Here is a 21,965-nt window from a genome sequence, read left to right on the forward strand (position 1 = left end):
CGCGTCGGCCGGCGGGCGGGACGCCGTCCCGGCTTCGTCCACCCGGGAAGCGCAGCCCATGCATGCACGGTGAAGCCCATGCATGCGCAGTGGAGGCCGGCATGCGACGTGGAGCCCGGCATGCAGGGGAGCCCGAAAAACCGGAGGACCGGGCGGTGAGCCCTCGGATATGTTCACTGCTGTTCGAAGGGGGAGAAGTGGCGAAGCTCAATCAGATCATCGCCGTGGAAAAAGGCGTCAAGAGCAAATCGCTCCAGGACATCACCGCGGCCCACCACAAGGTACAGAAGCCCGCACTCCTGGCCGGGATCTCGCGCACCTACCAGCCGAAGGACGAGGAGGGCGAGCAGTTGCCGCCCGAGTCCACGCGGGTGCAGATCAAGGCCGAGGACGCGCTGCGCGAGATGTCGGCGTCGCTGACCCGGCTGTTCGACGTGGTCGCCACCAAGGACTGGGCCAACTGCGCGGCCCGCGCGGACGTCGTCGTCGACGGGCGGACGATCGTGGCCGAGGCTCCGGTGAGCTACCTGCTCTTCCTCGAGAAGCAACTCACCGACCTGCACACCTTCGTGAAGAAGCTCCCCGTGCTGGACGCCGCCGAGTCCTGGTCGCTGGACCCGTCGACGGACTGGTGGAAGACGGACCCCGTACGGACCATCCGTACGAAGAAGGTCCCGCGCAACCACGTCAAGGCGGAGGCGACGGACAAGCACCCGGCGCAGGTCGAGGTCTACTACGAGGACGTGCCGATCGGTTACTGGACGACGGTCAAGTTCTCCGGAGCGCTTCCGGCGAAGCGAGTGAACGAGCTGCTCGAGCGAGTGGAGAAGCTCCAGCACGCCGTGAAGTTCGCCCGCGAGGAGGCCAACAGCGCCGAGGTCACCGACAAACGGGTCGGAGACGCGGTGTTCGGCTACCTCTTCGGCTGACGCCGGGCAGAGGCAGCCCCACGATTGCCCCCGCGTGCGAGCGCGGGGGTGCGCAACAGGCGCGGACGGGATTGAGAACCGGTTCGCGTGATGAGCGCAAGCTGAAACTGAGGTTCAGCCTGAAGACGCGGTGACAGTGAAGGTTCGAGTCCTTCCCCCGGCACGGATCCTGGCCGGGGTGGCCCAACATGGCAGAGGCAGCCGTTGTCAAACTCAGACTCTCGCTCCAGCTTCAGCATCGTCACCGATCGCCAGATCGACCGGGTACGGACGAACGCCGTCGGATGCGGGTTCGAATCCAGCCTGCACCTCTCGTGGTGCGGTAGTTCAAAGGAAGAACACGACGGCCTGATGACTGATCCGTACTCTTAAAGGCCACTGGCGTGTGCAAATGGGTGGCATCCCCAGGGACCCGGGAGCTGGATACGACTCCCGGGTTCCGCCACGTTCGGGGCCGGCGCTTGTCGGCTTGTCGGACGGCCGCGTGGTCGCACACCGCCACGGCGTACGCTGCCCGCCATGGGGATCACCTCCGCGTGGGCCATCAGTGCCCACGCCGACGCGTTCATCGCCGAACTCGCCCCGCGCATGCTCCCGCTGATCGACGCCGACCGTAACGACCAGTTGACACAAGCACGTTGGAGCCGCTGGTCAGAGAATCCGCTGCCCGACCACCGCACCTGGTGTACGGGAACGGCGGGCGCCGCTGTCCGGGAGGCGGTCGACGACTTCCACCGTCTGACGTTCGGCGAGCACATCCAGGAGATGTACGGCGGGTCGTCGCCCGACGACGACTTCTGGCTGGTCCGCGACGTCTGGGAACGCGGCGAGGACCCCGACCGGATGTTTCTGTCGATCCAGAACAAGGACTACGCGATCGCCTCGTTCCTGCACGCCGTCGGTCCGCGGCGCGCGGCACTGCTCCCCGGCTGGTGCGGGAACTTCCTCCTCACGTCGGCCGAGGTGCAGCAGACACTCCCCAGGGTGGAACAGGCCCTCACTTTCACGTCCGACGAACGCAGGGCCGCGCAGGAGCGGGACTGGATCGCCTACCTGCCGGACGAGGAGTCCGTACTGGACGGTCCCCTGCGCCAGTGGCGGCAGGCCGCCGAGGTGGGCCTCGGCCTGTGCGGAGTCGCGCTCACCATCTACTGACGGCGGGAGAGACGAGGCCACCGCCTCCGTGCGCCCCGCCGCGCCCGTGCCCCGCAACAAGGCACGTACCCACGGCATAGTCCCAGGTCCTGCCCCGTGAAGACGCCCGTCGACCAGTGCGCCCGCTCTGCGCCCTTCTGCACGGCGCGTCGGGGGGTGAGCCTGAGACGTACGGGGGCCGGTGCCGCCGAACGGTGGCACCGGACAACACAGCGAGGGAGGCAGGGGCATGCTCGAGGAACTGACGGTCACCGCATGGCAGAACTTCGGGCACGACCGCCTCTACGTGAACCTCCCCGACGGCACGCCCATCGGCTGGGCGGACCGCAGAACCGGCGGCATCACCGTGGTCCACGCGCGCTACCGCGACGACGTGACGGACGTGCTGGCCCGCCGCGCACCCGAGCTCCTGACACCCGAGCCGCCCGAGATCCGCGTGCACGTCGGCTTCCTGACGAAGGGCACCGGCGAGGCGAGCCGGGCCGAAATCGCGGCCCCGCCCGCCGAACTGCCGCCGGAACCCGCCGCGCCGCCGCCCCGGCCCGGAGCGCTACCCGAGTTGACCCCGGAGACCGACCTCGCCTCCCGCCGCCCCGGCGCCACCCTCCGCGCCACGGCACCCGAGGCCGGAACGGGGGATTCAGGGTTACTCGAACGGCTCAGCTCCCGGGTCCAGCGCCGCCGGCCCATGGACGCCGCGCGCCGGAAGGAACTCCTCGGCGAACGCAGAACCGGCGCCGAACTCGGCCGCCTCACCCGCCACAGCTGGCGCGTCCTGCACTCGATCCCGCTCCTGGACGGCGGAGACATCGACCACCTCCTGATCGGCCCGGGGGGCGTCTTCACCATCCGTACCGAGTACTACCCGCAACAGTCCGTACGCGCCGGCGACGACACGGTCACCATCGACGACGGCGCCCCTTGCCCGTACATCACCGAGTGCCGCGCCGAGGCCGACCTCGTACGGGAAACCCTGGAGCGCCACACCGACTTCCCGGTCCCCGTCCACCCGGTCCTCGTCTTCGTGGACGCGGCGTCCCTCGAAGTGGCGGCCACCCAGACGGATGTCCGCGTCTACCGGGAACGCCAACTCTCGGCCCTGGCACCGCTGGCGGGCGCGCTCACGGCGTACGAGGCGGACCGGCTGTACGAGATCGCGCGGCGGCGGGGGGTGTGGGAGGAGGTGTGACCACCGTGCACACCGGGTGACGACGTCATGCAATCGGCGTCCCACTCAGAGTGTCATCCGCCTCGCCGCGGCAGTATCGAATCCCTACGGTGCTCGCACCCCCGACCTGCTGAGCTGCCCGAGCGGGCCGACCTCGGTACGGTCGATTCATGGAACAGGTCGGCGCTGTCCTGATCGACATCGACGGGGTGCTCACGGTGTCCTGGAAGCCCCTGCCCGGAGCGGTGGAGGCGATGCGACAGCTGCGTGAGCGCCGCGTACCGCTGGCGCTGCTCACCAACACCACGTCCCGCACCCGCGATTCGATCGCGACGGTCCTCGCGGAGGCCGGTTTCCCCGTCTCCGCCGAAGACGTCCTCACGGCTCCGGCCGCCACCGCCGCATACCTCACCGAGCACCTTCCCGGCGCGCGCTGTCTCCTGCTCAACAGCGGCGACATCGCCGACGACCTTGAGGGCGTCACCCTGATCGACCCGGCCGACGAGGCCCCCGCGGACGTGGTGATCACCGGCGGCGCGGGCCCGGAGTTCGACTACGCGAGCCTCAACCGCGCGTTCGCCCACCTTCAGCAGGGCGCCTGCCTGGTGGCCATGCACCGCAACCTCTACTGGCGGACGCAGTCGGGCCTCGCCCTCGACACAGGCGCTTTCCTGCTCGGCCTGGAACGAGCGGCGGACCTCGAGGCGGAAGTCGTCGGCAAGCCCGCCGCCGCGTTCTTCGCGACGGCCTTGTCCCGCGTGGGCGCCGCTGCCTCCGAGGCGCTGATGGTGGGCGACGACATCGAGTCGGACGTTCTCGCCGCCCAACACCACGGCCTGACAGGCGTCCTGGTCAAGACGGGCAAGTACCGCCGGGAAACGCACCAGAGGGCGTCGGGGACGCCGGACCACGTGCTGGATTCGTTCGCGGATGTGCCGCGCCTGCTGGAGGAGTTGGGGGCCGGCGCGTAGCTGAGCCCCGTAATCAACGCCTTGCTCATCCTCTCGCCCGATGCCTGTCCGCGATGAACTGCGCCACCCCGCGATCGTGACGCATGCGGATGCGGCGCGCATGCGCTGGGGCGTCGGGAAGATCGAGCCGCCGCCGACCCGGGGGCCGCACCTGTGGGGGGCGGCGGCCGGGGGCCGTCTGCACGGTCAGGGCGGCGACGGCCGCGATGGCCCCGGCGCCCGGGGCTACTGCGGCGGTGTGTGGATGTCGAGGTCGGTGATGAGCCGGCCGCCGTCCGCGTCGAGGATCCCGCACAGGCGGTTGACTGGCGTGTACAGGGGCCTGGCGTCGGCTTCGATGCCGTCTTCGTCTTCGAAGTCGAAGAGCCGGTCGAACGGTACGGTGACGAACGGCCACACGGCCGGGTCGGCGGCGGCGGAGTCGGGGTGGTACTGCCACTGGGTGCCGCAGGTGCGGTTGTGGACCTCGCCGACGTACCAGGCCGCCGTCTGGAGGAAGTCGCTGCCGCGTTCCTCCCATGCCCGGTCGCTGCTGGAATAGCAGGAGCGAACGAGGGCCTCCAGGTGCACAAGGGAGCCGGGGGTGAAGTCCCAGGTCCCGCCGTGCTGTTGGGCCCATACGGGAAACTCTTGCTGCTGGATCTGGAGCCAGGCGTCCAGGACGGGGTTGCTGGACCGAACCCGGTCCAGCTCGGCCAGCTCCTGGTACTCGTCCTCGGTCATCTCCACATCGGCCGACCCTACCGGCCTCCCGAGGTCGAAAGGTTGCGGGAGCGGCAGAACGAGTGATCGCTGCCGCCCGTGGTGCTTCATACTCCGCGAGTGGACCCATCTGAAGACCGCCAGAAGCTCGACCCTGAGTGGATCGCGCGCGGCAACAACATCTGCGGCACCCTGCGTGGCTGCCGTGACGCGGACTCCGTGGCTGAACGTTTCACGAGGATCGGCTGGAGGGCGAGGTCGTCGTCCTGGTACGGGTATGAGGTTGAGAACAGCTGGTGTCAGGTGGAGATCGAGCCGCTGGACGCCCCAGACCTCTTGCTGAATGGGGTCGTCGACCCGGAGCGACTCGACGAGTTGGCCGGCCTGCTGCGCCGGTTGGGACTGTGCTACGCCCTGGAGCTCTCCGACGACGACGACAACGTGGTCCGCGAGATCCAAGGCTGACCCGCTGCCGGTAACTGCACGCCCCTTGCCCGAACTCGCGCACACGGCGCCGGAGGCCCAAGCGTGGACTCCGCCCGGAAGCTCCCACAGTCCGTTGTCCGCTCGACGGATCGCCAGGACTCACCCGTCCTTGCGCACCACTCACTCGTTCAGATGCGCCTCTCGTGCGCATTTCTCGCCTATTGCCCAACATTTACCCCAACGTGTTGTTGTCTACTTACTGGGGTAAAGGATCATGCCCACGTTTGTTGCACTGCTGAACTGGACCGACCAGGGGATCCGCGGCTACAAGGACACCCCGCAACGCGCCGAAGCCTTCACCGCAGCGGCAGAGAAGCTCGGGGTGCAGGTCCTGAACCTCTACTGGACCGTCGGTCCGTACGACATCGTGGCTGTCGTAGAGGCGCGCGACGACGAGACTGCCACCGCAGTGCTCCTACAGGTCGGCGCGTTGGGCAACGTCCGCAGCACGACCCTGCGAGCCTTCGGCCGGGAGGAGATGGACCGCATCATCGCCAAAGCCGCTGACTGAGGGAATTCCCTGTCGAGGATGTATGGGTACGAGTGACACGCTCAAGGCGGTACGGATCGAGGCCCCTGGACCTGTCCAGGGGCCTTCGTTGCTGGTCAGCCGGCGTCGGGCAGGGGCGCGAGCCGCTCAAGGATGCCTGTGATCTCGTTGGTCCAGGGCCAGTGGCGCAAGGCGGAGGATCCTGCGTCGGCCGGTGGTGACGAGCTGGGGGGCTGCGGAGAACAGGCGGAACCGCGAGCGGCGGGGCTCCCAGCGTCGGGCCTTGCCGGTGAGAGCGAGCATGGGCATCCAGGCCGGCAGGTCGAGGGCGATCTGGACGATCTCGAGCCAGAACTTGTTCTGGCCTGTTGTGTGAAGGGGCAGGTTGCGCACGCCGGTGATCCGGGCGGCCCGGATCCGGTCCTCGGCCCTGGCCCGCAGCCGGTGACGGAGCTCGAGCTCGGCGATCGGCCGGTCGGGGGTGTTGGTGCGAGGCACGTGATCCGCATGCCGTCTGCGTCGGTGACCCTCAATTGGGCGCCAGGATACGGTCGTTCCTTTCGGATGATCAGTCGCATGCGCTTGGACCGGCTGTCCAGGAGCTTGCCGGTGAGCTCGGCGACCCAGGCCCCGTCACGGACAGCCGTCGGTCTCGACGGCTGGGGTCCAGGCTGAGGCGGGGATCTTCAGCACGTGTTCGCGGATCGTCTCGGTGATCACCATGCCGACCGAGTAGGACAGCCATCGGCCTCGTCGCGCGAGCCAGAACGCGACGTCGTGGGTGCCGCCCGCGGAGTCCGTGCGGATCAGAGTCTGCCGCCCTCGCCGGTATTGCTTCGCCAGGTGGGCCAGGGTGAGTTGGGCGGTGGTGATGGGGTCGGCGGCCGTGTTGGATCCCGCGTTTCCCGGTCTAAGTAGGGCGGCGACGGGCAACGTACGTCCACCACTGCCACATTCGCGAACACGAAACGACGACCTGATGCGCCCGTGGACCGTCGTCCGCCTCGGCGGCCACGGACGCGACGACGGCCGCGGTGGCGGTGACGGCCACGGAGGCGGCCACGGCCACTCACGGGATCGAGATCCACCGGGCATGAGAAGGCCCCTCGGACGATCACGTCCGAGGGGCACAATCCGGAGTGAACGCGCTGCGAACACTCCGGAAGCGCTCACGTCCCTGAGGGAATCAAGTTCCTCTCAGCGCAAGTGGAGCGCTCTCTCCTCACGGTCCCGGTGTGGCTCCGGGCGTCGGCTCGTCGCGCTCCACCCATGTGCCGCAGCTGGTGATCACCGAACCCGTGCGGTCGCAGGTGATGGTGTGCACGGTCTCGGACGTGGTGATCACGTCGATGACGACGTCACTGCCCTCACCGGTGGGGCCGACGTCGATGGACACTGCGCAGGCCCCTTCAGGTACGTCACCCCCCTCGTCGGAAAGGTCGTCCCAGTCGATGGTTCCGAGCGGGCTGAGCTCGTCGCCGACATAGGCGACTCCGTTAGATGTCGCCGCATAGAAGGCTCCACCGCCGGCTGCTTCCTGGCGGACGGTGTCGATCTCGAAGCACCCGTCGCCGTCCATCGGCCCGTCCTTGTCCTTGTCCTTCCCGGGCTCAGGTTCGGTCGCGTGGACGGCCTCCCACTCGGTGGACACCGAGGCCGTGGCAGGTTCGACGCTCAGGCCCTGAGCTGCTGCAGGCGCGGCACCCAGCGTCCCGACCAGCGCCATTGCTGCCAGCGGCGTGCCCGCGACCATTCCCAGCCGAGTCACCCACCGCGAACGGCGCAGAGGCGATACGGCCCTGTACTGATCATGCATGAAACGCTCCCTCGTCGATTGGGCCCGGAGTCTTCCGAGGTCCCGTTCCATTCTTTGGTGCCGACTGATCCCTACCACTTCTATTGGGCTGACCGAATGACTACCGCTGTATTTCGCAAGGTTGGAGATGGGAGCCGGCAGGCCGTGCTCGCGAACAGCCACTGGCGGACTCTTGGAAGGCGGGCTTGTATGCCGGCGCTCCATATATGTCGGTGATCAACTTCCGCCAACGACGCATTTCGTGCTCCCGGGCCGTGGGGACCAGCTGCGTCGCGGCGGAGAACAGCCCAGGCGGAGCTTCTGGGGTTCCCAGTGGCGGGTTTGGGCGGTCAGGGCGAGCATCGGCATACAGGCGAGGAGGTCGAGTGCGAGGGAGACGATCTCCAGCCAGATCCGGTTCTGGGCGGTGTCGTGCAGGGGCAGGTTGCGCAGGCCCGTGTCGCGGGCTTCGGATGCGGTCCTCGCAGCGGGCCCGCCTGCGGTGACGTAGTTCGAGGTCGGCGAGCTGACCGCCTTTGGTGTTGGTCGCGAAGCAGGTCAGCCGCATGCCGTCGAGATCGGTGAAGCGCAACTGGGCGCCGGGGTAAGGCTGTTTCCTGCAGACGACCAGCCGCATCCCCTTCGGCCACGTGCTCAGGTCGGGCATGTCGGTGATCTCTCCGCGAACCAGCCGCCGGGTCGCTCGGTGCCGCCGGCGTCGTAGGCCGGTGTCCACGCCTTCTCCGGGATTTTCAGCACGGCCTGGTGGATGGCGTCGGTGATGGTCATTCGGACGGAATACGACGGCCACTGGCCCGGCCTGGAGGCGTTGATTTCCGCCGAAGCGAGAATTGAAGCGTGGTTTTTCACCCGTGATGGAGGATGACAAGGGTCCGGACCATGAAGTTGGGCCCGACCTGTCTGTCTGGCGCCGCAGTTGCGGACCTACGGTCTACTGCGGGGGCTGCTGCTGGACCTCCTGGCCAACCCGCTGGCGTGTCACCTTGGCTCGCGCCTTGGGCCTGGAAGTGCTCTTGGCTGCCGCTGTTTGATGCATGTGCTTGCCGGTGTCGAGGACGTCGAGGACGATCTGTGTGAGGAGCTCCTCCCGGCGTGGACCGTCGAGTCTTTCGACTACTCGCTCGGCAGTGAGGAAGTACTGGTTGAGGACCGGCTGGTTGAAGTACTGGTTCAGCTGCTGAAGTGACCGGTCGTAGACAGCGAGAAATGTCTTGCTCAGGTAGCCCACGAAGACGGTCGCCAGCGCGGCAAGGGATCCGATGAAGACTCGTTCCCCTTGCGAGTTGTAGTGCATGGATGCGACGAAAGCCCCGATCAGGACGGCGAGACCAACGGCCATTGCCGCGATACTGCTTACGAACGATTTGTTGGCCTGCTTGGTAGCGATGCCGTGGTAGCGCTCAAGAAGGATTCGGTTGAAGTTCACCAGACTGGCGAGCTCCATGTGCTCCTTCAGACGGTCCGCCGCGTTCTCGAGGAGCTTCTGCTCTTCACGCTTGAGCGCAGCTTTGCGGCGCTCTCTGACAACGAGCGTTGTACCCAAGGCCAGGAGGATCAGTAGGGCCACGACGCCGGCGCTGGGCCAGAACCAGGATGGGAACTGCGAGCCCTGGGTGCTCGGACCGTCCCAGGTGAATGCGGTAACGCCGCCGAGGGCGGTGGCAAGTCCCGCTGCCAGGGCACTCGTCACGGCGGCTAGTTTCTCCATATCGACTGCGAGTCGAGTGTGGTTCGACGGCGTGTCGCGCGTGAACTTGAAGAGCGGTGGCTCGTCCCGCATGGGCGCCCCCCGGGCTTGGTGAGGCACGCATCGTAGCGGAGGCATTGCCCTGTGTTGGCGCGTCTCCGGGTCTCTGGGCCTCTCGCCACTGGGGCCCCCTCGAGCCGCGACATGCTTGTCCCTCAGAGTGACAGTCCGGGCGGCACCGCGATGGAGCCGGCCCGTCTGGCGTGACGCCCTCGAGCCTTGCACGCGGCTCACTCGCCACTCACTCGCGACCAGCGACAGACAACGACAATGAGCCGGACCCAGTGGGACTGGGTCCGGCTCCTGAAGTCTGGCACTTCCGCTGGTCAGCGGCGTGATCACGCTGTTCCGGCTTCTGTGCCCCCGGCAGGATTCGAACCTGCGCACACGGCTCCGGAGGCCCCTTGTGCTAGACACATTTACGCTGGTCAGCGCGCTTTAGCTGCGCTCACCGGAGCTGCCGGTCCGCGAATGGGCCACGAGATGCTCTCAAGACAGTTGAGGGGATGTCCATATGGCTTGCCTCTGGCCCTTGCGCTTCAGCGGCACCGACCAGGCGGGCAGGTCGGGCGGACATCCACCTTGCCACGCGGGTGGTTGTCGGCACTGCCGTCGTTGCCTCCGGTGCTGCGGTTGCTGGCCGCCGGGTCTCCAGAGACCCACGTACTGACGTGTGACTGCTCGAGCCAGCCCTTCGGCGATTGGCTTCATGATGCAGACTCGACAAGCTATGAGTGCCTCCAGCTAGTCGAGTTGGGAGAGAAGGGGGGACGCCTTGTCTCTGACTGCTTGGCATCCGGAGCGGGGGACAGTGGATGCGACGCTCGCGGATCTCGGGTGTGCGTGGGCTTGGGAAGCAGTGCACCGAGCGCGGCCGCGGGTCGCCTTGGCCTGCCCGGAGTGTGCACACCCTGTGCATGCGAAGGTCTCACCTCGGGGAACACGATTCTTCGCACACGATTCGGCTGCGCCCACCTGTGTAATGGCTGGCGAGTCTTTGGAACATCACCTGCTGAAGCTGGAGTTGGCCACTGCCATCCGTGCAGCGGATCACCAGGCAGAGTTAGAAGTGCGCGGCCCAGATGGAACCTGGCGCGCGGATGTGTTGTCTTCCTCACTCGACGGCATGAGCCGGATGGCGTGGGAGGCGCAGCTATCTCCAATCCGCATCGAGGAGATACGGCAGCGCACACAGCGTGTCGCTGCTGACGGCGTTGGCATCTGCTGGGTATCCACGCGCATGCGACCTTGGCTCGGCGCCGTCCCCTCTGTCGTGGTGACGCCTCCCACCTCGGATGATCCAGACTGGCAGGTCGTTGCAGGACTCGCACGTTTCGTGATCGAAGCGTGTGATGTGCATGAGCGTCCCTGGCAGTGCCCGGTGGGGGCGCACGGACACTGGTGCAGCCTAGGTATCACATTGCCGAGGTTCGTTGGCCAGGTACTCGAGAGCTGCGTTATGACTCACAGGCCGGCCGAGCGAATCCACTGGAGTTTCGGCTCTTGGTCTGAGGTGTGGAGTTCGCGGCATCACATCGCCGACGCTGAACGGTTCGGCGAAGCTGAACGCAAAGGTCGTGAACGACAGGCGCGGGAGAACTTGGAATGGCGTGCCCGCAGATGGCCCGAGGCCAACCGCTTCTTGGTCGAGGAGTGGCAGGGGGCCCTCTCTGAGCGCATACGGCAAAATCTGCACTCCGCGGTGGCAGAGTGGATACGCATTGAGACAGGAAAGGAACCGACTTTCAAGCCTCAATGGATCGCGTGGGACTGGGCATGCGGAGTGCCGGTCTGCGTCGACGGCCGACCATACGGAGTCGTTCATCCTGACCCGACTAAGATCAACTGGCAGCACTTCTCGCGGCTGATCACATTCGCCGCCACCAACTCCGATAGGGAATCACTACTCAGTTCGGCCCCGGCTGGGGCTCGCATCGTCACGCCGCTGTCATCGATGCCATAGTCTCGTGAGATTGCAGTGAAGCCTTGCGAGCCGTATATCGTGGGCGCAGGGACGGAGAGTGTGGTATCAACTGCTGGAAGGGCTATGCATTCTGGCCCCCGAAAGCAACGGGCCCGAGCCGGCTTTGCCGCGACGAGTTGACCCCAGCCACGTGCGGCTAGCAGCTACGGCAGTACCAACGCGCCCACTGCAACGGCGACGTGGATCGGCCTGCGGTAGACTGCCCGGGTCTGTCCTAGGCGCTGCCAGCTCCGAGTGCTCGTCAGCATGGGGCTCGGACCTGCTGGATCGACTCCGCCTCGTCAAGGGTGTGTAGCTAGACGGCGTGGACCAGTACCATACGAGGCGTGTCTACCGTAGCTTCTGACCCTGAGCGCCCGAGCATTGACGTCTGGCAAGGCGATGCCTATGACCTTGCGGGAAAGCTACTGGACAACTCTGTCGACCTGGTGATTACCTCTCCTCCTTATTGGGGCATGCGGACATACGGCATGGATCACAATGAGGAAATTCTGCAGGAGTGGAAGGGTGCTGGGCAGGATGCCCTCGAAATTCCTTCTTACGAATGGTATCGAGCGCACGGCGGAATCCTGGGGATGGAGCCGATCCCGGAATGGTTCATCTCCCACCTGGTGGAGATCTTTGACAGGATCAAGTCGGGCTTGAAGCCAGGCGGTAGCATGTGGATCAATCTCGGCGATACTTACTTCGCTCGATGGTCCAGCATTCGCATGGATGGTCGACAGGGACTCGGCGACAACCCACGGATGCGTCGTAAGACACCGATGGGGGGCTATCGCCAAGAAAAGCAGCTCCTCATGATTCCAGCACGCTTCGCGATTGCCATGCAAGATGCACGATGGATCCTGAGGAACGACCTCATCTGGCACAAGCCCAATGTGCCACCGCGTCCCGAGAAGGACAGGTTGCGGCTCTCACACGAGCATTTTTTCCACTTCGTGAAGAAGCCCACCGAAGGACGACCGAAATACTATTACGACGTCGACGAAGTTGAATCGGGAATTCGCGACGTGGTGACGGTCAATGTCAAGTCAGGCTCAGATGGGCATTCTGCCACTTTTCCAGAGGAGCTGATTAGGCCCAGAATTCTGAGCTCCTGCCCTCCGGATGGTGTTGTCCTAGACCCGTTCTGCGGGACGGGGAGATCGTTGACAGTGGCGCAAGAGTCAGGTAGGCGGGCCATTGGCTTCGAGTTGACGGATCACTTCGCTGCGTCGGCCCTCCAAAGAGTAGCTGAACAGGAACCTCGACTTTTCTGATCAAGGGCCGGACGCGAGCACGGTAGCTCTGGCAGGATTCCGATCATGTCAACGATCCCCCCGCAGCATGGGCGAGGCAACTTCGTGGCGGAGTACTTCGGTTATCAGGTCTACCCGAAGGTAGCCGGCGGACACGAAGCCCTTGCCATTCAGCAAGCCGGACAGTGCCCGTTCCTAAGTTCAGCTACGACCGAGGACCGAGCTTGCGTCAAGGCAGAGTCTTCCCGTGGCGTATGTACAGTGAGTACGGTGGTCGATGCCGCACGCTACGACTGGCTTGTCTGCCCCAATAGGGCTCTTGACCCTCAGTTCATGGGGCAAGCCGCACGGCGGCTCTTTGGTTACCCAGAAGAAGCCACGCTCCACTTTATTCCAGCCCCGACGTTGGCCGACCCGAATACGCGCCTGGTCATCAGGAATGCGCTAGACAAGGCTGAGCACGTGCTGGTGTTCTTTCAGGAGAAACTCGGCGGGGAGTTGGGAATCTCAAAGACGTTGGTTTCTCCAGAGTTTTCCTTTGACTGGACGCTGATTGAACTCATCGATGTAGATCCTGAGCTATCACTAGGGCGATTTGGCATTCTGGAACTGCAGACTATGGACTTCCATGGTTCTTATAAACATGCGGTGCAATTGGTGAGCTCTGCACTCACGAACGAGCCATCAACGTTTCACGAGTACCTTCGCTCAGCGGCGGGTAAGGCCGCCCTTTCCAAGAAAATGGAAGGGCCCAACCTATCGAATGTTTTCAAGCGAACCTTTTACCAGATGGTCTATAAGTTTCAGCTTGCTGGCCATAGTGAGTGCGCTGGAGGCGGATTCGCGATCCCGCGCTCTGTCTGGATGAGCTGGGCCAGGCACCTGGCTTCTCCACGTCTCCTAGAGCAACAGGATGGATCATTTGTTCTAGTGAGAGAGGGTGACCATGCTCCACTTCTGCAGGGAAACTCGTGGATATTCGTCTTTGAGCTAGACAAGTCAAACCACTCAGGCAGCGATGGAACAATTGACAGCATCAAGCTCTGGAAGGTGATACGGACCGATGCGGAAACTCTCATCAGTCTAGCGCTTCGAGATTCTCCGGAGCTTGCACTAGCAGACGGCGGTCCAATTTCGTCAGTCACGAGTAAAGCAAGACAAAAAATCGGGAAGCTTTGGCCCGACGTTGTTCCTGCTAGGGGCCGAGAGCAAGGCCCCACCCTGTTCTAAAAGCCTGGTGCCGCTTGGCGGCGACGTGATTGAGGATCCCACCCACATTGTCAGGGAGTGCATATGTCGCAGGATTCGCCGAGCTTGAGCACCTTCCAGACGCGAAGAGATCTAGACAAGTACGAACACAACGGCCTCCTTCTCTTCGCTATCCAACTTGCGCTTGGCATTGACGACATTGACAGCTTGGCGGCTGTGGCGCTAACCGACGGCACGAATGACAAGAAGTGCGATCTCGTCTACGTGGATCATGATTCGGGTAGGGCGATTATTGCGCAGGGGTACACGTCCTCTAGGCCCAAGCCGAGCGCGCCGGCTAATAAGGCCAGTGACCTAAACACGGCAGTCGCTTGGCTATTCGGTGCTGAGCAGGCCGAAATTCCGGACCTGCTTAGGCCAGCCCGAGATGAGCTACACGAAGCACTGAGACGTGATTCGATTCGTCAGGTAGAACTGTGGTACGTGCACAATTTGCCGGAAAGCGAAGCGGTACAGGAGGAGCTCGATACGGCAAGAGGCAGTGTGCGCGCGCAGCTCGAACATCACTACCCGGATTCTTCGGTAGAAGACATCATCGCCCTGGAGGTGGGGCGTGAGAAGTTGGATCGTTGGTACGCCACCTCGCAAATGCCTGTCTTGGTCGCCGACGAAGTGGAAATTCCTGTTGTCGGGGGTTTCTCGCAGGTGGGAGACAAGTGGGAGGCTTATTGTGCGCCAGTGCCAGCGAGCTGGCTCACCGAGATGTTCGCAAGGTTTGGCACCGATCTCTTCAGCGCGAATGTGCGAGATTACCTTGGGAGCATCAATAGCGATGCCAACATCAACAACAGCATTAAGAGGACGGCGGAGAATGATCCGGCGAGGTTCTTTGCCTACAATAACGGCTTGACGATTCTTGTGAATCACATCGAACCGCCTACTGAAGTGAGACCGGTTCTCAAGGTGCATGGTCTGTCAATCGTAAATGGTGCGCAGACAACTGGAGCGCTGGCAAGCAGTAATGCGACAAAGGAGGCTCTTGCGTCTGCTCGCGTCTTGGCGCGGTTTGTTAAATGCTCAGATCAACAAGTAATTCGAGAGATTATCCAATTCAACAATACGCAGAACAAGGTCGAGGCTGCAGACTTCCGGAGTAATGATAAAATCCAGGACAGGCTGCGGAGAGAGTTCGCGCATATCCCGGAAGCTGACTATAGGGGAGGGCGTAGAGGAAGTGAGCGGGATATTGTGGAGCGCCCTGCTAATTTGATTTCCACTCAGACGGCAGCTCAGGCAATCGCGGCATTCCATGCCATGCCGAACATTGCGTATAATGAGACTCGTCGAATCTGGTCTAGTGACGAGATCTATTCGCAGGTATTTCCGGAGAGGATTTCGGCTCAGCACCTGCTGTTTTGTTACAGCCTGTTGAAGGCAATCGAAGAGGCTAAACTCGAATTGTCGAAGATTCCGATTTCTAGCCGTACGAGTGCGCAGAGCGAGCAAGCTGATTTCTTTCGGCTGCGGGGGTCCACGATTCTCTTGGCTAATGCGACCGCGTCCTGCCTGGAAACGATCTTGGATACTCCATTGCATGACTCTTGGCAGATTCATTTCCAGAGAAACATCTCGCCGCGTGAGGCTATTTCGCATTGGCGGCAGATCCTGGTTCCACTGCTTCCGTTCGTTGGGCAGCTCAAAGATGCGATCGCTGGATACCTGAAGAACAGTGAACGAACCACAGCGTCATTGGTCAAATTCCGGTCGCTCGTCGAAGCAACTCGGCCCGCCCTGGGTGCCGGCCCGTATGCCGACTTTGGACTGGAAGTCAGGGTGGGCTGAGCTGCTGGGTGCGGGTGAATCTGGCAGAGGTCGGCGGAAGGGCTTTGGTCGGTGTCCTGCCTGGTTTGGGGTCGTGCATGATCAGGGGGCCGTACGCTTGCCGGCTGCTCGGGCAGGCTTGTCCCCTGCCCGCAATGTGTCCGAGTGGCCCCCTGGTCTTGCTCGACGCGGGTCCCGGACCGGGGAGGTGGGTAAAGCCGTGGAGCCGTCCGTCCCCACCCCCGGCCTGGTTCTTTTCGCCCCCCTTGTGGGCGCGGGCGGGCGCCGACGTGCGGCCCCGGTGGCGTAGACATTGAGGGGCAAGCGCGGCGGCGTCCGGCCGGCGCCGCCGCGCTGTGCGCGGCACCTTTGATCTCTGATCAGACTGCTACCGCAGTTCAGGAGGTCGGGAATGCAGACGTCCGATTCGTCAAGTGTGGTGTTCTCTCGAGCGTCCGCATCTTCCTCCGGGCTGTCCTACTGATGTATTTGCCGTCTCCTGGAGGCCGCTTGGGCGCGTGGCGGGAGTGGAACGGTGCCAGCCCCGCGGGGCTGGCTGTCGGTGATCCCCCACTCGTGCTCTGACGGTCAGCGAGCGCAGCGAGCCTTGATGAAGTAGGGAAACTCTGTCCGCGCAGTACTGATCGTCTCCTGTTGGCCGTCAGCGTCGGCAGCTACGCTGGTGCGGGCCAGTTCATGAGACAGGGAGAGTGCTACGGGGATGGGACCGAAGTCGGCGCGGGTGTACCGCACGATTCGTGAGTGGATCGCAGCAGGGAAGTATCCGGCCGGCGCGAAGCTCCCCTCCGAGCGAGCCCTGTCGGATGAGTTGGAGATCGGGCGCACGCAACTTCGGCAGGTGCTGGCGAAGCTAGTTGCAGAGCGCGTGATCGAAGTGCATGGGCGCAGTTCCTACCGCGTCCCCTCACAAGCGGCGAGCGTCAACTCACCAGGTAAGCTGGAGCCGTGGCAGATTCATGGTGAGCGGACTGTGTACGACAACCGGTGGGTCAAGCTTGCCCTTGTCGATGTAGAGCCGCCTGGGGTCGAACGCTTCGAGCATCACGTGGTGCGGCTGCACCATGTCGCGATCACGGCAGTGCTGGATGACCAGGACCGAGTGCTCATGCTCTGGCGGTACCGCTTCGTTCCTGATGCCTGGGGCTGGGAGCTGCCTGGCGGCATTGTGGATGAAGGTGAAGACGCCGCCACAACCGCTCTGCGTGAGTTCGAAGAAGAGACGGGCTGGCGCCCGGACTCGCTTCAGCATGTCGTCACCTATCAGCCCATGGTGGGCATGGTCGACTCGCCGCATGAGATCTACGTCGGTTGCGGAGCTACGCACATCGGTGAGCCCACGGACATCGAGGAAGCTGGCCATGTCGCGTGGGTGCCCCTCGCTGACATTCCCGCATTGATGGCGCGTGGCGAACTGATGGGCTCGGGGACCTTGGTCGCGCTACTCCACCTCCTGGCCACCCGAGGCAAGGGCGCTTCTACAGCTCCTGCGTAAGCTGCTCGATTCGGCGGCGGTGACGTACCGACCCGGTGCGATTGGCCAGCATTCGGGCCTGCCGTACGTGGTCCTGTGCTTGGTCGAACTCACCACGGGCCAGGTGTGCTTGAGCCAGGTCGCAACGCAGGCCGGCTGTAGCGCGGATGAACGTGGGATCCAGAGCATCTAGCGCTGTGTAGAGGTCGCGGACCGCGTCGTCATCGCCCAAAAGCGCGAGGGCGTTCCCTCGCCACCGCGCTAGATGGCTGTGATTGAGGAAAATGCTAAGCATGTCGGGATCGCGCGCCTCCTCGCCCTCAGGCAGGCACATCGCAGCACGCTCGAGGGCCCTTCGGCAGTCCTCCGCCAGACCGGCTTTCGCGGCTATCTCTGCCTCAGCCGCATAGAGCCACGCTCGGAGTCTCGGTGAGCTTCGTTGCCCACCTACCTGCTGCGCGCTTCGCACAAGCTCTACCGCAGTCACAGGTCGGCCTGCATCGCAGAGGACATAAGCCTGCTCCGCGGTGGCATGCGCCAGGTACATGGGCTCATCGGCCTCCTGGGCAGCCCGCTTGCCTAACTCGTAATGCCGCCACGCCCGTTCAACAGCCCCGGTGTCGAGAGCTTGCCAGGCTGCAAGTGTCGCGGCGCCGGCCAAGGCTCGGGCGACAGGGCGCCGTGTTTCTGGAAGCACAGCGAAGGTCAGTGCGTCTTCCAAGGTGGTGACATGGCCAGTCATCTGATCGACCAGACTCGCCGCTCCCATCTGGCGATCGACGGTGCGGAGTAACTCGGTCTGGTTCATAAAGGTGTCGACCATGGTGAGACTGACGCTGCGCGCAGAATCGATGCGGCTGATGAGCTCGTCATAGCCGCCGACCGCTGGGGGAACTGCTGAAGCAGCGTGCCGGCCAAAGAGCTCGTCGTCAGTGACACCGAGAACGGGGCGCAGGATCTTCGCGTACTGCTCACTGATGGAGCGCTTGCCGTTCTCCCATTCTGAGACATAGACGCGCAGGCTGGCAGTCGAGCCAACGTCGAGCATGTGCCTTCGCGCGTACTGCTCGATCTCGTGTATGAGTCGCGCTTGCGACCACTCCCGGGCGTTCCTGGCCTCTCGCAGTCGGTTGAACACTGCACCGCTCCCTGTGCACGGGGCCGTTGACGCCTTCCAGCATGCCTCACGTTGCCACAGGTCGGTCGGGGTTAACAGCGTCGTTAACCACGGGCCGTGAAGATCTGCTGGCTACCGCACAGTTGGGCAGCACGGTTCCCTAGAGGTGTCGCAGGAAAGCGAGTTGGACGGCCGGACCGCGACGAACGCTTGACATCTGGTGCGCACCAGTTGCAACCTGTTGGTGCGCACCAGTTGGGAGCACGAAGAGCCCCAACGGCCTCCGCCGTCAGGGCTCCCATCAACGCATGGAGCGGCGTCCAACCGCCAAGTAGTCCGCCGCTCCCGCCCCTCAGACAAGGGAGTTCAATTATGCGCCAGATCCCCGTGGACACGGCTGTGATGACCGTGATGCTGATCCAGGCCCCGGAGCCGAAGGTGAAGAACCGGGAGACCGGTGAGGTCGCGGTCGACAAGCAGTCGGGTAAGACTCTGTTCAACGTGAACGTGGCTGTGATCGTGGACGGTCGTCCCGACGCGGTGACGATCGTGGTCGCTGAGGACGGTGTCCAGCCGGACTTGGTCCCCGGTATGCCGGTGGCTCTGCCCGGCCTGGTCGCCCGGCCGTGGGAGAACGACTTCGGTCACGGGATCAGCTTCCGTGCGAGCGCTGTGATGGCTCAGCAGATCCCGGCGGCATCGAACGGCAAGGGCTGATCGCCGTGACTGACCTGCTTCTGTTCATCGGTGCGTTAGCCCTCTTTGCGCTCATCGCTCGGGCCAAGGCCCCGGCCCTGTACTGGGTGCTGTTCGGACTTCCGGCCGCGCTGTACCGGATCTTCTCCACCTACCGCCGGACGCTGGAAGCCTGTGAGCTGACGGTGGCCCCGGCATGGTGGCGGGTGTTCGCCAACAAGGTGGCCGGCGCCGATGTGCTCCGCCCCGGCATCCCCAAGATTCGCGGGATCTACCCCACCACTACGGGCCTGCGGCTTCGGATGCGCCTGGCTGCCGGCCTTGCACCGGAGCATGTGGAGGCTTCGGCGGAACGCCTGCGTCATGCCTGGGCCGTGCACTCGGTCCACGTCTCGGAGATCCAGCCCGGTGTCATCGAGCTGCGCATGACCGGCTTCGACATCCTCGGACGGGTGCGAATGCCGCGTCGCCTGGCCGCCGGTCCGCTGTCTGTCGTGGTCGGCCTGCGGGAGGACGGCCTGCCCTTTGTGCGGGACTACCAGGACATTGCGCACGCCCTGACGCTGGGCGCGAACAAGTCCGGCAAGTCGATGTACCAGCGGTGCCTGATCGCCGGGCTCGCACCGCAGAGTGTCGCCCTGGTGGGTATCGACTGCAAGCGCGGTGTCGAGCAGAGTCCTTTCGCGCCGCGCTTCTCCGCCCTGGCGACCACTCCGGATCAGGCGGACGGGTTGCTGGACGCGCTCGTGGCGGAGATGGAGGACCGCTTCGACCTGCTGTGCCTGCACCAGGGCATCACGGCGGACACCCCGCTGGAAGACATCACCTCGGACATCTGGGGCCTGCCCAAGCACCTGCGCCCGGTCCCGATCGTGGTCCTGCTGGATGAGATCGCGGAACTGTTCCTGGTGGCTTCCAAGGTCGACAGTGCCCGCCGGGACCGCATGGTGACCCAGCTCGTGCGGCTGGCTCAGCTTGCCCGTGCGGTCGGCATTTACCTGGAGATCTGCGGGCAGCGCTTCGGCTCGGAGCTCGGCAAGGGCGCAACCGCCCTGCGTGCTCAGCTCACCGGCCGTGTGGTGCACCGCTGCAACGACAAGCAGACCGCCGAAATGGGTCTGGGCGACATCAACGACCTGGCCGTCCACGCCGCGACCGCCATCACCGCCAACCGGCCCGGCACCGCGATTGCAGGGGACGCATCCGGTGGCTGGTCCCGCATCCGCACCCCGCACAAGAAGCTGGGCCAAGTCGCCGCGCTCTGTGCCGAGTTCGCTCACCTGACCCCGGACATCCCGGCCCTCGCCCCGTTCCGCCCGTCGGCGGCCCCTGTCGAGGCTGCGGTACCGGCCCCCGCTGTCGCCCCGTAGGACTCATCAATCCCTGGTTGGCGTGACCTTCTCGCGCCGTGTCCCTACCCCCGCCATGCCTGAAGGAGCCACCCCATGGCCACTACCCGCAAGCCCACCGGCCGGCGGACCGCCGCCAAGAAGCCGCCGCCCTGCCCGGACTGCAAGAAAGCCGGACAGGTCTCCGAAGCCTTCAAGGTCGGCAGCCGCACCAAGCGCGACAGCGACGACCGGCAGGAAGCCCTCTGCCTGACCTGCCTCGGCACCGGCCAGGCCCCCACCGACTAGCACCCGCCAAGGCCGGGCGGCCGGACCTGTGAGCCCCGCCCGGCCCTGGCTCCAACCCTCAAGGAAGGAGAACCGCGATGCGCCCCTCGATCCGCATGGATGCCGTGCTCGTACAGGCCGTGATCGCCGGTGCCCTGTCCTTCGCCCACCTCCACGACATCGCGGAAGCCGCCGGACAGGACGGCTGGAAAGCCTGGGCCTACCCCGTCAGCGTGGACCTGCTGCTCGTCGCCTCTTGGCGGCGCCTGCGCAACCTGCGTACGGCAGGAGACCCGACCCGCGCCGCGTGGACCTGGTTCACCGTCGCCCTGGTCGCATCCCTCGGGGCGAACGTGGCCACCGCGGGGCTCCTCGACCTGAACGACGTTCCCGCGTGGCTGCGGATCCTGGTCGCCGGCTGGCCCGCACTTGCCTTCCTCGGCGGCACCCTCCTCGTCCACACCCCCACGGCCCGGGCGGCCGACGAGCCCACCGCACCCGCAGTCGAGATCGACCGTGACGAGCCCGCGCCGGTCCTGCCACCCGAGTCCGGGCCTGCCGAGGAGATCACGGCACCCGAGCTTGTGCCCGCCCCGGCCCCACCGCCCGCCGTTGCGGTGCCTGCCCCGCTGCTGGAGCACGCCCGCAAGGTCGCAGCCGCGCACCGCTCCACCACCGGCACGGCGATCGACGCCGACACCCTGCGCGCCCGCCTCGGTGTCCCGGTCCCGATGGCTGAGGCCATCGCCATCCAACTCGCCTGAAAGGACAGCTCCGGTGACCGTCTCCCTGCCGTTCGTCTTCGTCCTGGCCCTGGTCGCGTGGTTCGCGGTCAAGACCCTCCACATCCGCCCCTGGCTCGTCGTGGTCCTGGTCCTCCTCGGCTTCTACCTCCAGGGCACGTTCCTCGGTCCCGCGATCGACTCCAGCACTCGCACAGGGGTCGACGTCATCAACGACACCACCAAGTAACAAGAAGGGAAGATCCGCGATGTTCAAGCCCAAGTACCCGGCCCCCGACACGTACCCGGTGACCCGCCCCACCGTGGCCCCGGCCCCCCGGCAGGAGACCGCGCCCGCGAACCGGCCGCCCACCACGAGCAGCGCCGTGGTCGACCTGGTCAAGTCCAACCCGCTCGCCGTCGCTGGCGGTTTGGTGATCCTCGGTGCGGTGCTCACCTCGATGTTCCTGGCCGTCGCTCTGACCGCCGGATCCCTGGCCGTGCTCGCCGTGGTGATCCGCTCGCTGATGAACCAGCGCTGACCGGCCCTCCGGGCGGCTTCCACCGCCAAGTTTCCGCCGCCCGGACGGCCCAGTCCCTCCCCGA

21 protein-coding genes and 2 pseudogenes are annotated in these 21,965 nt (G+C 64.9%); 17 read left to right on the top strand and 6 right to left on the bottom strand.

The window, feature by feature from the left end; all coding sequences use genetic code 11:
- The first annotated feature begins 197 nt into the window (after window positions 1-197).
- The 4 genes from ACIQ7Q_RS03925 (at window position 198) to ACIQ7Q_RS03940 (ending at window position 4,223) form a co-directional block, all read left to right on the top strand.
- On the top strand, window positions 198-929 hold the full coding sequence (locus tag ACIQ7Q_RS03925; RefSeq protein ID WP_403855938.1) for a hypothetical protein: 732 nt from the start codon (window positions 198-200) through the stop codon (window positions 927-929).
- A gap of 519 nt (window positions 930-1,448) precedes the next feature.
- On the top strand, window positions 1,449-2,084 hold the full coding sequence (locus ACIQ7Q_RS03930; protein ID WP_403855940.1) for a hypothetical protein: 636 nt from the start codon (window positions 1,449-1,451) through the stop codon (window positions 2,082-2,084).
- Between the two features lie 229 nt (window positions 2,085-2,313).
- The gene (locus ACIQ7Q_RS03935) at window positions 2,314-3,273 is read left to right on the top strand and encodes a nuclease-related domain-containing protein (RefSeq protein ID WP_403855942.1); all 960 of its coding nucleotides are present in this window, start codon (window positions 2,314-2,316) and stop codon (window positions 3,271-3,273) included.
- 149 nt (window positions 3,274-3,422) lie between these two features.
- Window positions 3,423-4,223 (top strand): HAD-IIA family hydrolase, encoded by an 801-nt coding sequence (locus ACIQ7Q_RS03940; RefSeq protein ID WP_403855944.1) that lies wholly within the window; start codon window positions 3,423-3,425, stop codon window positions 4,221-4,223.
- Window positions 4,224-4,448: 225 nt separating this feature from the next.
- On the opposite strand, the gene ACIQ7Q_RS03945 is transcribed toward ACIQ7Q_RS03940, so the two are convergent.
- Window positions 4,449-4,952: a hypothetical protein gene (locus ACIQ7Q_RS03945; RefSeq protein ID WP_403855946.1), complete on the bottom strand. Its 504-nt coding sequence runs from the start codon at window positions 4,950-4,952 to the stop codon at window positions 4,449-4,451.
- Between the two features lie 93 nt (window positions 4,953-5,045).
- On the opposite strand from ACIQ7Q_RS03945, the gene ACIQ7Q_RS03950 reads away from it, so the two are divergent.
- Window positions 5,046-5,390 (top strand): hypothetical protein, encoded by a 345-nt coding sequence (locus ACIQ7Q_RS03950; RefSeq protein WP_403855948.1) that lies wholly within the window; start codon window positions 5,046-5,048, stop codon window positions 5,388-5,390.
- A gap of 235 nt (window positions 5,391-5,625) precedes the next feature.
- Window positions 5,626-5,922 (top strand): GYD domain-containing protein, encoded by a 297-nt coding sequence (locus ACIQ7Q_RS03955; protein WP_403855950.1) that lies wholly within the window; start codon window positions 5,626-5,628, stop codon window positions 5,920-5,922.
- A 95-nt stretch (window positions 5,923-6,017) separates the two neighbouring features.
- On the opposite strand, the pseudogene ACIQ7Q_RS03960 reads toward ACIQ7Q_RS03955, so the two are convergent.
- The 4 genes and pseudogenes from ACIQ7Q_RS03960 to ACIQ7Q_RS03975 form a co-directional block, all read right to left on the bottom strand.
- Window positions 6,018-6,852 (bottom strand): annotated as a pseudogene (locus ACIQ7Q_RS03960) (transposase); the annotation flags it as partial.
- A gap of 271 nt (window positions 6,853-7,123) precedes the next feature.
- The gene (locus ACIQ7Q_RS03965) at window positions 7,124-7,717 is read right to left on the bottom strand and encodes a hypothetical protein (RefSeq protein WP_403855952.1); all 594 of its coding nucleotides are present in this window, start codon (window positions 7,715-7,717) and stop codon (window positions 7,124-7,126) included.
- A gap of 100 nt (window positions 7,718-7,817) precedes the next feature.
- Window positions 7,818-8,500, bottom strand: a pseudogene (locus ACIQ7Q_RS03970) (transposase); the annotation flags it as partial.
- 148 nt (window positions 8,501-8,648) lie between these two features.
- Window positions 8,649-9,497: a hypothetical protein gene (locus tag ACIQ7Q_RS03975; RefSeq protein ID WP_403855954.1), complete on the bottom strand. Its 849-nt coding sequence runs from the start codon at window positions 9,495-9,497 to the stop codon at window positions 8,649-8,651.
- A gap of 826 nt (window positions 9,498-10,323) precedes the next feature.
- Here ACIQ7Q_RS03975 and ACIQ7Q_RS03980 point away from each other — a divergent pair.
- The 5 genes from ACIQ7Q_RS03980 (at window position 10,324) to ACIQ7Q_RS04000 (ending at window position 17,229) form a co-directional block, all read left to right on the top strand.
- On the top strand, window positions 10,324-11,427 hold the full coding sequence (locus tag ACIQ7Q_RS03980) for a competence protein CoiA family protein (RefSeq protein ID WP_403856429.1): 1,104 nt from the start codon (window positions 10,324-10,326) through the stop codon (window positions 11,425-11,427).
- 347 nt (window positions 11,428-11,774) lie between these two features.
- Entirely contained in the window at window positions 11,775-12,707 is a 933-nt protein-coding gene (locus ACIQ7Q_RS03985; RefSeq protein WP_403855956.1) for a DNA-methyltransferase, read from the top strand.
- 249 nt (window positions 12,708-12,956) lie between these two features.
- Window positions 12,957-13,916, top strand: a complete 960-nt coding sequence (locus ACIQ7Q_RS03990; protein ID WP_403855958.1) for a hypothetical protein — start codon at window positions 12,957-12,959, stop codon at window positions 13,914-13,916.
- 63 nt (window positions 13,917-13,979) lie between these two features.
- Window positions 13,980-15,737 carry an AIPR family protein gene (locus ACIQ7Q_RS03995; protein WP_403855960.1) on the top strand — a complete coding sequence of 586 codons (1,758 nt, stop codon included), beginning with the start codon at window positions 13,980-13,982 and terminating at the stop codon, window positions 15,735-15,737.
- A 700-nt stretch (window positions 15,738-16,437) separates the two neighbouring features.
- On the top strand, window positions 16,438-17,229 hold the full coding sequence (locus tag ACIQ7Q_RS04000) for an NUDIX domain-containing protein (RefSeq protein ID WP_403855962.1): 792 nt from the start codon (window positions 16,438-16,440) through the stop codon (window positions 17,227-17,229).
- On the opposite strand, the gene ACIQ7Q_RS04005 is transcribed toward ACIQ7Q_RS04000, so the two are convergent.
- On the bottom strand, window positions 17,213-18,256 hold the full coding sequence (locus ACIQ7Q_RS04005) for an XRE family transcriptional regulator (protein ID WP_403856431.1): 1,044 nt from the start codon (window positions 18,254-18,256) through the stop codon (window positions 17,213-17,215). The two genes, ACIQ7Q_RS04000 and ACIQ7Q_RS04005, sit on opposite strands and share 17 nt — an antisense overlap.
- 441 nt (window positions 18,257-18,697) lie before the next feature.
- Here ACIQ7Q_RS04005 and ACIQ7Q_RS04010 point away from each other — a divergent pair, with 441 nt between their 5' ends.
- From ACIQ7Q_RS04010 to ACIQ7Q_RS04035, 6 genes are all read left to right on the top strand, one after another.
- Window positions 18,698-19,042, top strand: coding sequence for a hypothetical protein (locus ACIQ7Q_RS04010; RefSeq protein WP_403855964.1), 345 nt, complete (start codon window positions 18,698-18,700; stop codon window positions 19,040-19,042).
- 5 nt (window positions 19,043-19,047) lie between these two features.
- On the top strand, window positions 19,048-20,391 hold the full coding sequence (locus ACIQ7Q_RS04015) for an FtsK/SpoIIIE domain-containing protein (protein WP_403855966.1): 1,344 nt from the start codon (window positions 19,048-19,050) through the stop codon (window positions 20,389-20,391).
- Window positions 20,392-20,466: 75 nt separating this feature from the next.
- Entirely contained in the window at window positions 20,467-20,658 is a 192-nt protein-coding gene (locus tag ACIQ7Q_RS04020; protein WP_403855968.1) for a hypothetical protein, read from the top strand.
- A 77-nt stretch (window positions 20,659-20,735) separates the two neighbouring features.
- The gene (locus ACIQ7Q_RS04025) at window positions 20,736-21,401 is read left to right on the top strand and encodes a DUF2637 domain-containing protein (protein ID WP_403855970.1); all 666 of its coding nucleotides are present in this window, start codon (window positions 20,736-20,738) and stop codon (window positions 21,399-21,401) included.
- Window positions 21,402-21,414: 13 nt separating this feature from the next.
- Window positions 21,415-21,609, top strand: coding sequence for a hypothetical protein (locus ACIQ7Q_RS04030; protein WP_214919002.1), 195 nt, complete (start codon window positions 21,415-21,417; stop codon window positions 21,607-21,609).
- 19 nt (window positions 21,610-21,628) lie between these two features.
- Window positions 21,629-21,901 carry a SpdD protein gene (locus tag ACIQ7Q_RS04035; protein ID WP_403855972.1) on the top strand — a complete coding sequence of 91 codons (273 nt, stop codon included), beginning with the start codon at window positions 21,629-21,631 and terminating at the stop codon, window positions 21,899-21,901.
- Window positions 21,902-21,965: the final 64 nt, after the last annotated feature.

Source organism: Streptomyces sp. NPDC096176 (assembly GCF_044763255.1).
In the GTDB taxonomy this organism is placed as follows: domain Bacteria; phylum Actinomycetota; class Actinomycetes; order Streptomycetales; family Streptomycetaceae; genus Streptomyces.